The organism is Alloalcanivorax sp. C16-1 (assembly GCF_046507805.1).
Taxonomy (GTDB): Bacteria; Pseudomonadota; Gammaproteobacteria; order Pseudomonadales; family Alcanivoracaceae; genus Alloalcanivorax.
Genome location: NZ_JBKFTK010000002.1, coordinates 301446 through 313368, shown reverse-complemented (window position 1 = coordinate 313368; position 11923 = coordinate 301446). Strand labels below are relative to the sequence as shown.

Here is an 11923-nt window from a genome sequence, read left to right as displayed (position 1 = left end):
TGATACCATGGCGCCTGGCCGCCTGGTCTGATGAAACGCTGTCATTCGCGATGGACTCCTTAACTGCACTGTCGCCACATTCACCGTAGCCGCGATCTTCCCACTGTACTGTGAGCCGCAAAATCATCCACGTGGATTGTGATTGTTTCTACGCCGCCGTGGAGGTGCGCGACGACCCGCGCCTGCGCGGCCGTCCGGTGGCGGTGGGCGGCGACCCGAACCGGCGCGGCGTGATCGCCACCTGCAATTATCCGGCCCGGGATTTCGGGGTGCGCTCGGCGATGGCGTCTTCCCAGGCACTGCGGCTGTGCCCCGAACTGGTGATTCTGCGCCCGGACTTCGACAAATACCGCCGGGTGTCCGGGCAGATTCAGGATATTTTTCGCACCTTTACCAACATTATCGAGCCCCTGTCCCTGGACGAAGCGTTTCTGGATGTGTCGGAGAGCCCGCTGCACGCCAACAGCGCCACCCGCATCGCCGAGGCGATCCGTCAGAAGGTGCGCACCACCCTGGGCATCACCGTCTCCGCCGGGGTGGCGCCGAACAAGTTTCTCGCCAAGGTGGCCAGCGACTGGAACAAGCCGGACGGGCTGTTCGTGATTCCCCCGGACCGGGTCGAGACGTTCGTGGCCACGCTGCCGGTGAAGCGCATTTCCGGGGTGGGCCGGGTCACCGAGGACAAGCTGGCGGCATTGGGGGTGCAGACCTGCGGGGATCTGCAGCGGCTCGGCCGGCTCGATCTGGCCCACCATTTCGGCAGCTTCGGCGAGCGGCTCTATCACCTGGCCCGGGGCGAGGACGACCGCCCGGTGCAGACCAGCCGGCGGCGCAAGTCGGTGAGCGTGGAGAAGACCTACCACGAAGACAAGCGCAACCTGACCGATTGGCTGCGCGAGCTGGACGATCTTCTGGAACGGCTGGAGCAACGCATCGCCCGGCTGGACGCGCATTACATTATTCAGGGGCTGACGGTGAAGGTGCGCTACAACGACTTTCGCATCGTCAGCGCCGACCAGGGCGGGGAACGGGTGGAACGGGCACCGTTCGAGCGGCTGCTGACGCAGCTGTGGGAGCGACACCCGGCGCCGGCCCGGCTACTGGGCGTGGGGGTGCGCCTCAAGGACCTGAAAGAGCCGCTCCAGGCCGACCTGTTTCCGGAGGAACGGGCGCGGGCCCTGCGTGATCGGCGCGGGCCAGGCACTGGCGCATGATCTCGCGACCGCGCCGGGCCACCGGCTCCATCTGGGTGTTCAGATAATCCTCCAGCACGCGCACGCTCTCGTCGCGCCGGGTGATCGCGTCCGGGCCGGGATGGGTGGCCAGTTCGCGCACCGCGTCGTCCAGTTGATTGAGGTACTTGAGCAACATGCCACTCTCCGGGGCTTTCACGCTGATGTGATCATAGTGACCCAAGTGGGCGCCGTTTGGCATCCGGCGAACGGTGGAGTGGGGATGAAATCCTGTAAAAACTGATTTCCGTCAATCCCCGGCCCGCCTGTATGCTTCGCCCTGTATCGCTTCTGACTAGGATTGTTATGACCGCCACCGTATCCACCATCGTCGCCCCGGAAGGCAGCCTGGAAGTGCTCAGCCAGCAAGAAGTGGAGCGCCTGCGCGACACCTCCACCAAGGGCCTGCATGATCTGCTGCGGCGCTGCGCCCTGGCGGTGCTGAACGCCGGCACCCCCACCGACGACAGCCGCCAGGTCCTGGAAACCTACAAGGACTTCGAGATCCAGGTGATCCAGGAAGACCGGGGCCTGATGCTCAAGCTGGACAATGCCCCCGCCGGCGCCTTCGTGGACGGCCGCATGATCCGGGGCATCCGCGAGCACCTGTCGGCGGTGCTGCGCGACATCGTCTACGTGGCCAACGAAATCCAGCACGGCGGCCGCTTCGATCTGGACAGCACCGAGGGCATCTCCAACGCGGTGTTCCACATCCTGCGCAACGCCGGCACCCTGCACGCCGGCGAACGCCCCAACCTGGTGGTGTGCTGGGGCGGCCATTCCATCTCGCGGGAAGAGTACGACTACTCCAAGAGCGTGGGCTACCAGCTCGGCCTGCGCGGCCTGGACATCTGCACCGGCTGCGGCCCGGGCGCCATGAAGGGCCCGATGAAAGGCGCCCACGTGGCCCACGCCAAGCAGCGCAACCGCAAGGGCCGCTATCTGGGGATCTCCGAGCCGGGCATCATCGCCGCCGAAGCCCCCAACCCGATCGTCAATGAGCTGGTGATCATGCCGGACATCGAGAAGCGGCTGGAGGCGTTCCTGCGCATCGCCCACAGCATCATCGTGTTCCCCGGCGGCGTCGGCACCACCGAGGAGATCCTGTACCTGCTGGGCGTGCTGCTGCACCCGGACAACCAGGATATTCCGCTGCCGGTGATTTTCACCGGCCCGGCCCACAGCGCCGAATACTTCCGCCAGATCGACACCTTTATCCGCTATGCCCTGGGCGACGACGCCGCCAAGCGCTACCGGATCATCGTCGACGACCCGGAGGCGGTGGCCCTGGCGGTGCGCGACGGCGTGCGCAAGCTCACCGAATACCGCCGCGAGCAGGACGATGCGTTCTACTACAACTGGCGCCTGTCGGTGCCGGTGGACTTTCAGCGCCCCTTCCACCCCACCCACGAAGCGATGGCCGCGCTGGCGCTGCACAAGGAACTGCCGGTGTTCGACCTGGCGGCCAACCTGCGCCGCGCCTTCTCCGGCATCGTCGCCGGCAACGTCAAGGAAACCGGCATCCAGGCCATCGAGGAACACGGCCCCTACCGCCTCACCGCCGAACCGGGCCTGATGGCCCAGCTGGACGTGCTGCTGCAGTCGTTCGTGGCGCAGAGCCGCATGAAGCTGCCGGGCAGCCACTACGAGCCCTGCTACGTGTTGGAGTGATCAGCGCGGCTGCATGCGGATGCCGCCGTCCAGCCGAATGGTCTCACCGTTGAGGAAGGTGTTCTCGACCATATGGCAGACCAGGGCGGCGTATTCCGGTGGATCGCCCAGGCGTTTCGGGAACTGGGTCATTTCGATCAGCGGCATTTTCACCTTGTCCGGGGCGGCGTTCATCAGCGGCGTGTTGAAGATGCCCGGAGCGATGGTGTTCACGCGGATGCCGAACTGGGCCAGGTCCCGGGCCATGGGCAGGGTCATGCCGACCACGCCGCCCTTGGTGGCGGCGTAGGCCACCTGCCCCACCTGGCCGTCGAAGGCGGCCACCGAGGCGGTATTGACGATCACGCCGCGCTCGTTGTCGTCGCCGGGTTCGTTCTCGGCCATCAGCGCCGCCGACAGGCGGGCCACGTTGAAGGTGCCGATCAGGTTGATTTGCACCACCATGTTGAACACGCCCAGATCGTGGGGCTGGTTGTCCCGGCCCACGGTCTTCATGGCGGAGCCCACGCCGGCGCAGTTGACGCACAGATGGAGTGCCCCGAACCGGTCCCGGGTGGCGTCGATGGCGGCTTTCACCGAGGCTTCGTCGGTCACGTCGGTGGCCACGAAGGCAGCGGCCTCGCCCAGCTCGGCGGCGGCCCGGGCGCCCTTCTCCTCGTCCCGGTCCAGAATCATCACCTTGCCGCCCTTGGCGATCAGCGCCTCGGCGGTGGCGCGGCCCAGGCCGGAGGCGGCCCCGGTGATCACGGCGACTTTACCCTGGATGTTCATACTCTCTCCTTGTCGGTAAAAAAACGCAAAACCCGACTATAACGAAGGTCAAGCCGCCCGACATTGTTGCTTCCGCTCAACGCCGTGCGCATTCTGGTGATACCCCACCTGGGAGCAAGGAAAGAATCCTATGAGTCAGCCTGACAGCCAGCCACGGGAATCGGGCCTGGCCGCGCGCCTGGCGGAGACCCGCCGTTTCAGCGAAACCCTGTGCGAACCGCTGAGTGTGGAGGACATGGGCCTGCAGGCCTGCCCCGAGGTGAGCCCGCCGCGCTGGCACCTGGCGCACACCACCTGGTTCTTCGAGACCTTTATCCTCAAACCGAGGCTGTCCGGTTACCGGCCCTTCGACGAGCGCTTCGAGTACCTGTTCAACAGCTATTACAACGGCGTGGGCGCCCAGTACCCGCGTCCGCAACGGCATCTGCTGTCGCGCCCCGGCATCGACACGGTGCGACGCTGGCGCGCCCAGGTGGACGAGGCCATGCAGGACCTGCTGGCCGGCGAGGACGACCCGGACCTGCTGGCCCTGGTGGCGCTGGGCATCGAGCACGAGCAGCAGCACCAGGAATTGCTGCTCACCGACATCAAGCACAGTTTTTCCTATAACCCGCTGTGGCCGGTGTACCGGCCCCGGGACGACGACGGCGCCCGGGCGGCGGAATTCCGCTGGCTGAACCATCCCGGTGGCCTGGTGGAAATCGGCGCCACCGACGGCTTCTATTTCGACAACGAGACTCCCCGCCACCGCCAGTGGCTGGAGCCCTTCGCCCTGGCCAACCGCCCCAGCACCTGCGCCGAGTATCTGGCGTTCATCGATGACGGCGGCTACCGGCGCCCGGAGCTGTGGCTGTCCGACGGCTGGGACTGGGTGCGCGCCAGCGGCGCCACCGCGCCGCTGTACTGGTTCCTGGAGGACGGCGCCCCGGAGTACTACACCCTGGCCGGGCGGCGACCGATCCAGCTTCACGAGCCGGTGGCCCACCTCAATTACTACGAGGCGGAGGCCTTCGCCCGCTGGTGCGGCAAGCGCCTGCCCACCGAAGCGGAATGGGAACACGCCGCCGCCGGCCGGCCGGTGACCGGTGGCTTCGTCGGCAATGGCCGCTTCCACCCCTCGGTGGCCGCCGCCGGCGACCCGGCCGACGCGCCGCTGCAACTGTTCGGCGACGTCTGGGAGTGGACCGGCAGCGCCTATCTGCCCTACCCCGGCTTCGCGCCGGCGGCCGGCGCCGTGGGCGAATACAACGGCAAATTCATGAGCAACCAGATGGTGCTGCGCGGCGGGTCCTGCGTCAGCCACCGGGACCATCTGCGCGCCAGCTACCGCAATTTCTTCCAACCTCATCTGCGCTGGCAATTCAGCGGCGTTCGTCTGGCCCAGAGCATGGAGGCGCCCCGTGGCCCGTCCGCAACAACTCTTGCCTAACCTGACCTTCCTGGATCTGCAGCCACCGATGACCGACGCCGCCCGGGAGGTGGCCGCCTCGCTGTCGGCGCCGCGGCCCACCCTGGACCCCAAATACTTCTACGACGAACGCGGCTCGGCCCTGTTCGACGCCATCACCCGCACCCCGGAGTATTACCCGACCCGCACCGAGGCATCGCTGCTGGCCGACCACGCCGACGCCATGGCCGCGGCGCTGGGGTCGGACCTGGGGCCGGATCTGGTGATCGCCGAACCCGGCGCCGGCGGCTGCGAGAAAGTGCGTATCCTCCTGGACCGCTGGCGGCCCGGCGGCTATATGCCCCTGGAGATTTCCCGGGAATGCCTGCTCGACGCCACCCGGGCGCTGGCGCCGCGCTACCCGGCGGTGCGGTTCCACGCGGTGTGCGCGGACTATTCCCAGGCGCTCAGCTTTCCCGCCGACGATGGCGGCCGGCCGCGGCTGGTGTTCTTCCCCGGCTCCACCATCGGCAACTTCGAGCCGGCGGCCCGGGGCGACTTTCTGCGCGGCCTGCGGCACCTGGCCAGCGACCGGGGCTACCTGCTGATCGGCGCCGACCTGCAGAAGGACCCGGCCCGCCTCAATGCCGCCTACAACGACGCCGCCGGCCACACCGCCGCCTTCAATCTCAACGCCCTGCACCATCTGAACCAGCGCCTGGGCTGTGGCTTCGACCCGGAGGCGTTCGCCCACCGGGCGTTCTACAACGAAACCCTGCACCGTATCGAAATGCATCTGGAATGCCTCCGGGACCAGTCCGTCACCGTGGGCGACCAGCGCATCGAGTTGCCGGCGGGCAGCCGCATTCATACCGAGAACTCCTACAAGTTCACCGTGGAGGGCTTTTCCCGGGAGCTGATCGGCGCCGGCTTCACACCCCTGTCCAGCTGGGTGGACGATGATAATCTGTTCAGCATCCATCTGGCCCGGGCGGCCTGATCCTGTATCCTGCTGGAAGTATCGCGCCGGCCGTGCCGGCGCCCGGGGAAGGAACGACCATTCATGCTGGAACTGATCAACGCGGCGCGGCGCCGCAAACGGCCGCCCACCCACGACCTGTTCGACGTGGTCAGCCTGGAATTCCGGGTCGGGCTGCTGGACATCGACCTGAACCTGCAGCTCAACACCGGTAAATACGTGAAAATCATGGACCGCTGCCGGCTGGAGCACGCGGTGGTCACCGGTTTGTTGCACCGCACGGTCACCGCCCGCGCCAGTACCGTGGTGGCCAACACCGAGATCGCCTACATCCGCGAGCTGCGCCCCTACCAGCGCTTCGAGGTGCACACCCGCCTGCTCGGCTGGGACGACAAGTACACCTACTACGACCAGCGCTTCGAATCCCAGCGCAAGCTGCACACCCATGCCCTGCACCGGCTGGCGCATATGTACGGCGGCAAGCCGATCAGCCCGCCGGCGTTTCAGGAAATGACCGGCCTGAACCGCGCCTCGCCGCCCCTGCCGGAGTACGTGGAAGACTGGAAAACCCTGCTGCAGAAAAAACGCAGCCTCACCGAGCGGGACGGCGAGGCCCTTCGCGGCTGACGCGCGGCGCCGGCGGGGGCGCGGGGCACGATACCGTCGACCGCCCCCCGCTTCACCGTTACAATCCGCCCATGAGTAAATCCCGCATCGGCACCCCCTGCATCGGCGTCTGTTCCACCGTTTTCGGCGACACCGTCTGTCGCGGCTGCCGCCGCTTCAGCCATGAAGTGGTGGACTGGAACGCTTACTCCGAGGAACAGAAACGGCTGGTCTGGCGGCGCCTGGACCAGTTGCTGACCCTGGTGGTGGGCAATTATTTCCAGGTGGTGGACGCCGACGCCCTGGCGGCGCAGTTGGACTACCAGAACCTGCGGTACCAGACCCAGCTGTCCCCGGAGGGCTGGGTGCCGGAACTGCTCAAGGCCGCCGGCCGCCAGCGCATCGATTACGCCGTGTTCGGCCTGCGCGCCCTGCCCGACGCCGAAGGGCTGGCGCCCCGGGAACTGTACGACCGCATCAGCAAGGAATGCCACGCCCTCAACCAGGCGCATTACGACCGCTCCTTCGGACGGCCGGTGGGCATTACCGGCGAGCTGGTGCGCCACGCGGCGCGGGAAAAGGGACTGTTCTAGCTAGCCACAGCGATCGCAGCGGCCGTGCATCTCCAGCGGCTGGGCGTCGGCGTGGAAGCCTTCCCGGTCCAGACTGCGGTTCAACTGCCGGCGCAGCGGGTTGTCCATGGGCGCCTCGCGCACCACGCCACACCCGTCACAGACCAGAAACAGGGTACCGGCCTCGTGGCCGTGGTCGCAGGCCAGATGGTCGCAGGCCAGGTAACGGTTGGTGGACGCCAGCCGGTGGGCCAGGCCGGCGGACACCAGAAAATCCAAGGCCCGATAGATGGTGGGCGGCTTGGCGCCGGGCTGGTGCTCGCGCTGCAGTTCGTCGAGCAGGTCGTAGGCGCTGACCGGCGCTTCATGACCGAGCAGCAACGCCATCACCTGGCGCCGTTGCGGGGTCAGCCGCAGGCCCCGGGCCTCGCAGCGCCGCTGCGCGATGTCCAATTGTGCTTGCCGGTTGTCCGCCATCTTTACTCCCGCCGGGCCCGTCTCAGGATGGGTGGCGCCGGGCAGGCACCCGGCGCGACGTTATATTATCCGGTCACCGGCGTTGTTCATACCGCCTCGGCCAGCCCCCAGTCCGGAAAGGGGTCGTCCAGGGTGCGCCAATGGTCCGGCCCGGCCAGGGTCTCCGCCTCGCTGAGCAGGCAGGCATCCAGCGCCGCCCGGGTGATCGCCGGATCCATGTTCTGGCCGATGAACACCAGTTCCTGGCGCATGTCACCAAACGGCTCCACCCACTTTTCGCGGATAAAGGCCACCGTTTCCGCGTCCTCCGGCCAGCGGGCTTCCGGCACCGCCTTCCAGAAAAAGCCCGCCACGCCGTGGTGGGCGATGCCGCCGGCCTGGCTCCAGGTGCCGGCCAGTTGCGGTCGGGTAGCCAGCCAGAAGTAGCCCTTGGAGCGCAGCAGCTTGCCGTTGTCCCACTCACGATGCAGAAAATCGTGGAAGCGGCGCGGATGGAACGGTCGCCGGGCCGTATAGGTGAAGCTGGAAATACCGTATTCCTCGGTCTCCGGGGTGTGCTCGCCGCGCATCTCCTTGAGCCAGCCCGGCGCCAGGCTGGCACGCTCGAAGTCGAAGCGGCCGGTATTCAGCACCTTATCCAGGGGCACCGCGCCCTGGCGGATCGGCACGATCTCCGCCTCGGGGTTCAGGGCGCGCAGCATGCCCATCACCGTGCGCTGTTGCGCCTCGTCGATCAGGTCGGTTTTGCTCACCAGCAGCACATCGCAGAACTCGATCTGGTCCACCAGCAGGTCCGCCACATTACGCTCGTCGTCCTCGCCCAGGCTCTCGCCGGTGTCGCGCAGCTCGGCGGCGCGCTGGTAATCGTTGGCGAAATTGGCGCCGTCCACCACGGTCACCAGGGTGTCCAGGCGCGCCACCGACGACAGGCTCTGGCCGTCCTCGTCCTCGAAGGTGAAGGTCTCGGCCACCGGCAGCGGCTCGGAAATGCCGGTGGACTCGATCACCAGGTAATCGAAGCGGCCCTCGGCGGCCAGCCGCCGCACCTCCAGCAGCAGGTCCTCGCGCAGGGTGCAGCAGATGCAGCCATTGCTCATCTCCACCAGTTTTTCCTCGGCGCGATTCAGGCTCACCTGCTGGTTCACCAGGCTGGCGTCGATGTTGATCTCGCTCATGTCGTTGACGATCACCGCCACCCGGCGGCCGTCACGATTATTGAGGATATGGTTCAGCACCGTGGTCTTGCCGGCGCCAAGAAAGCCGGACAGCACGGTCACCGGCAGGCGGGGGTCGGTCATGGGAAATCTCCCGGGCAAAGCACTTGGGGATGAATATGTTATAACGTAACAATAAAAAGGCAAGAGACAGGCAACCTCACATCGTGGACCGGGTCATTTTCTTTCCCCGCCGCGCCGGTCAACATGGTCGTTTGCACGCCCACCACGGAGACCTTCCATGAGCTTCAACGGCAAAACCATCGTGCTGACCGGCGCCTCCAGCGGCATCGGCGAGGAAGCCGCCCGGCAACTGGCGCGCCGGGGCGCCCGGCTGTGCCTGGTGGCCCGCCGCGAAGAGGAACTGGCCCGCGTGCAGGCCGATATCCATGCCGAGGGAGGCCGTGCCTGGATCTACCCCGCCGACCTGACCCACCCGGACAGCATCGACACCGCCCTGGACGCCCTGCTTGCCGAGCACCCGCGGGTGGACGCCCTGGTCAACAACGCCGCCCACTCCATCCGCCGCCCGATCGTCGACGCCCTGGACCGCATCCACGACTACGAGCGCACCATGCAGCTCAATTACTTCGGTGCCCTGCGCATGACCATGGGGCTGATCCCGCGCTTTCTGGAGCAGGGCCACGGCCACGTGGTCAACGCTTCCACCCTCTCCGCCCAGGTGCCGATCCCGTTGTTTTCCGCCTATCTGGCCAGCAAGGCGGCGCTGGAATCCTATTCCCGTTCGCTGAACGCGGAGCTCGGCCACAAGGGCATCCGCGCCACCATGGTCTACTTCCCCATGGTGCGCACGCCCATGTCCAGCCGCACCTCGATCTACAAGCACATGCGCATGATGAAGGTGGAGGACGCCGCCGGCTGGCTGCTCAAGGCGCTGCGCGACCGGCCGGCGCGAGTGGGCAGCCCCCTGGGCACGGTGGGCAGCCTGGTGCTGGCGGCGGTGCCCGGCCCGGCGGTGAAATACACCCAGCCGTTTTTCCGGCGCATGGACAAGCGCCTCAAGGCGAAACTGAAAGGAAACAGGGAGGGATAAAACGAATGGTGCGCCAGGAGGGACTTGAACCCCCACACCTTGCGGCATCAGGACCTAAACCTGACGTGTCTACCAATTCCACCACTGGCGCAGGCGCGCCATTGTAGCAGCCGGCCGGGGGAATACCACTGGTGGGTATCCCCCGGGTCGGGTTACTGCTCGATGCGATCCAGCCGGTTGTTGACCTGCAGCCGGTACTGGTCGAAGGCCTTGATGGCGTCCTCGATATTGGAAAGACGTTGGTTGAGCTGGTCGGTGCCGGCCTGGTTGCTTTGCAGTTTGGCCAGGGCCTGTTTCTGGGTCTGGTTCTGCTGCTCCAGCTGTTTGACGGTGTCGACCACCACATCCACCTGGGTTTCCAGCTGGCTGAGCTGGGTACGCCACTGGCCGTTGGCGTCATTGACCGCCTTGACCGCGCTGTCCACCTTCTTCTGCAGGTCGGCGATCTGGTCACGGGCCTGCTTGATGCTCTGGTCGTAGCCGTCCACGGTTTTCTTGAGGGCGGCGGTGGCGCTCTCGTTGTCCTTGAGGCTTTTCTGGACGCTGGCCAGGTTCTTCTGGTTTTCCTCAATCAGATCCTTGTTGCGTTTGTTGCTCAGGTCCCAGAGCTTGCGGATCTCGGCGCTGTTGGTGTCGATGGCCTTGCTGTGCTCGCTGAGCGTGCCGCGCAGCTTGCCGGAGGACTGGTCCAGGGACTCGTCGGTGGCGGAGAGCCGGGCCTGCAGGTTCTCCAGTTGCTCGGAGGACAGGCCCATGCGGCTTTCCATTTGCCCCTGCAGGCTGCTGATCTCCCGGTAGAAGTAAGTGCACGCTACCGCCAGCACCACGGCCAGCACCAGGGTCAGGATGATCCAGCCGCCGGAGCCGCCGCCTTCGTCGCGGCGCGGCGGCGGCGCCCGGCGCGGGGCCGGCCGTTCGCCGCGCCCGCCGCCGTTGCCACCCCGGCCTCCGCCATTACCACCCGAACCGCCACCGCCGCCGCGGGGCGGACGGTCCTCGCCGGCGGGCCGGCGCCGGGGTTCGTCCACGTTCACGTCGTCGATATCACCCAGTTTCACGTCACGCTCTTGGGTCATTGGCGAATTCCTGTGCGAAGTGAGAAAACACGCATGTTACCCGCCCGCCGGGATCGGCGCACGGTGGTGGGGGCTTGGTGCGAAAAAGACAGAGGAAAGTTCCAGGGAAGGGAGAGCGGCCGCCAGCGGCGGCCGCGGAACGGGTGATGGGGAGTGTCCGGAGGTTCCCTACCCGAAGTTCTTGGCCGCGAAGTCCCAGTTGATCAGGTTCCAGATGGAAGACAGATACTTGGGACGGGCATTGCGGTAGTCGATGTAGTAGGCGTGCTCCCACACGTCCACGGTCATCAGCGGCGTATGGCCGTTGTCGTGGGCGATCGGGGTGTCGGCGTCGTCGGTGTTGACGATGTCCACGCCGCCATCGGAGGTTTTCACCAGCCAGGTCCAGCCGGAACCGAAGTTGCCAGCACCCTTGGCTTCAAACTCTTCCTTGAACTTGTCGAAGGAACCGAACTTCTTGTTGATGGCGTCGGCCAGGGCGCCGGTGGGCTCGCCACCGCCGTTCGGGCTCAGGCTGTTCCAGTAGAAGGTGTGGTTCCAGACCTGGGCCGCCTGGTTGAACAGACCACCTTTGGCGCTCTTGATGATCTCTTCCAGGGATTTCCCTTCGTCATCGGTGCCCTTGATCATGTCGTTGAGCTTGGTGACGTAGGCGTTGTGGTGCTTGCCGTGGTGGTACTCGAGGGTCTCCGCGGAAATGTGCGGTTCGAGAGCGTCTTTCTCATACGGAAGCGGCGGAAGTTCAAAAGCCATGGTCAATTCCCCTGACGGTTGGTCGAATTTAGCATTCGGACTGCGAATTTCGGCAGCATCATAACAAGCAGCTTAACCGCGAACCACTGAGGCCAGGCCCCTGTATGCGGTACGTTTTACGCGATTTGACC

At 66.1% G+C, this 11923-nt stretch carries 12 protein-coding genes and 1 tRNA gene; 7 read left to right on the top strand and 6 right to left on the bottom strand.

Annotated elements, in window-relative coordinates:
- The first annotated feature begins 110 nt into the window (after window positions 1–110).
- Both dinB and ppnN read left to right on the top strand, forming a co-directional pair.
- Window positions 111–1214, top strand: a complete 1104-nt coding sequence (dinB, locus tag ACLD0W_RS08660; RefSeq protein ID WP_410307085.1) for a DNA polymerase IV — start codon at window positions 111–113, stop codon at window positions 1212–1214.
- Window positions 1215–1538: 324 nt separating this feature from the next.
- Window positions 1539–2903 carry a nucleotide 5'-monophosphate nucleosidase PpnN gene (gene ppnN / locus ACLD0W_RS08655; RefSeq protein WP_410307084.1) on the top strand — a complete coding sequence of 455 codons (1365 nt, stop codon included), beginning with the start codon at window positions 1539–1541 and terminating at the stop codon, window positions 2901–2903.
- Here ppnN and ACLD0W_RS08650 read toward each other — a convergent pair whose 3' ends face one another.
- A complete protein-coding gene (locus tag ACLD0W_RS08650; RefSeq protein WP_410307083.1) occupies window positions 2904–3674 on the bottom strand; it encodes a 3-hydroxyacyl-CoA dehydrogenase in 771 nt (256 codons plus the stop codon).
- A gap of 130 nt (window positions 3675–3804) precedes the next feature.
- Between ACLD0W_RS08650 and egtB the strand changes: the two genes are divergently transcribed.
- The 4 genes from egtB to ACLD0W_RS08630 all read left to right on the top strand — a co-directional run bounded on the left by egtB (window position 3805) and on the right by ACLD0W_RS08630 (window position 7239).
- Window positions 3805–5103: an ergothioneine biosynthesis protein EgtB gene (egtB, locus tag ACLD0W_RS08645; RefSeq protein ID WP_410307082.1), complete on the top strand. Its 1299-nt coding sequence runs from the start codon at window positions 3805–3807 to the stop codon at window positions 5101–5103.
- The gene (gene egtD, locus ACLD0W_RS08640) at window positions 5075–6061 is read left to right on the top strand and encodes an L-histidine N(alpha)-methyltransferase (RefSeq protein ID WP_410307081.1); all 987 of its coding nucleotides are present in this window, start codon (window positions 5075–5077) and stop codon (window positions 6059–6061) included. The genes egtB and egtD overlap by 29 nt, the downstream gene beginning before the upstream one ends.
- Before the next feature lie 63 nt (window positions 6062–6124).
- A complete protein-coding gene (locus tag ACLD0W_RS08635; protein WP_410307080.1) occupies window positions 6125–6667 on the top strand; it encodes a thioesterase family protein in 543 nt (180 codons plus the stop codon).
- 71 nt (window positions 6668–6738) lie between these two features.
- Window positions 6739–7239 carry a DUF1289 domain-containing protein gene (locus tag ACLD0W_RS08630; protein ID WP_410307079.1) on the top strand — a complete coding sequence of 167 codons (501 nt, stop codon included), beginning with the start codon at window positions 6739–6741 and terminating at the stop codon, window positions 7237–7239.
- Here the strand turns inward: ACLD0W_RS08630 and ACLD0W_RS08625 are convergent, their stop codons facing one another.
- Both ACLD0W_RS08625 and zigA read right to left on the bottom strand, forming a co-directional pair.
- Complete coding sequence (locus ACLD0W_RS08625) at window positions 7240–7695, bottom strand: transcriptional repressor (protein ID WP_410307078.1); 456 nt, start codon at window positions 7693–7695, stop codon at window positions 7240–7242.
- A gap of 86 nt (window positions 7696–7781) precedes the next feature.
- Entirely contained in the window at window positions 7782–8993 is a 1212-nt protein-coding gene (gene zigA / locus ACLD0W_RS08620) for a zinc metallochaperone GTPase ZigA (RefSeq protein WP_410307077.1), read from the bottom strand.
- Window positions 8994–9150: 157 nt separating this feature from the next.
- Here zigA and ACLD0W_RS08615 point away from each other — a divergent pair, with 157 nt between their 5' ends.
- The gene (locus tag ACLD0W_RS08615; protein ID WP_410307076.1) at window positions 9151–9963 is read left to right on the top strand and encodes an SDR family NAD(P)-dependent oxidoreductase; all 813 of its coding nucleotides are present in this window, start codon (window positions 9151–9153) and stop codon (window positions 9961–9963) included.
- Between the two features lie 6 nt (window positions 9964–9969).
- On the opposite strand, the gene ACLD0W_RS08610 is transcribed toward ACLD0W_RS08615, so the two are convergent.
- From ACLD0W_RS08610 to ACLD0W_RS08600, 3 genes are all read right to left on the bottom strand, one after another.
- Window positions 9970–10054: transfer RNA gene (locus tag ACLD0W_RS08610), tRNA-Leu, on the bottom strand.
- Window positions 10055–10115: 61 nt separating this feature from the next.
- Complete coding sequence (locus tag ACLD0W_RS08605) at window positions 10116–11039, bottom strand: hypothetical protein (RefSeq protein WP_410307075.1); 924 nt, start codon at window positions 11037–11039, stop codon at window positions 10116–10118.
- A gap of 168 nt (window positions 11040–11207) precedes the next feature.
- A complete protein-coding gene (locus ACLD0W_RS08600; RefSeq protein ID WP_410307074.1) occupies window positions 11208–11792 on the bottom strand; it encodes a superoxide dismutase in 585 nt (194 codons plus the stop codon).
- Between the last annotated feature and the right edge of the window lie 131 nt (window positions 11793–11923).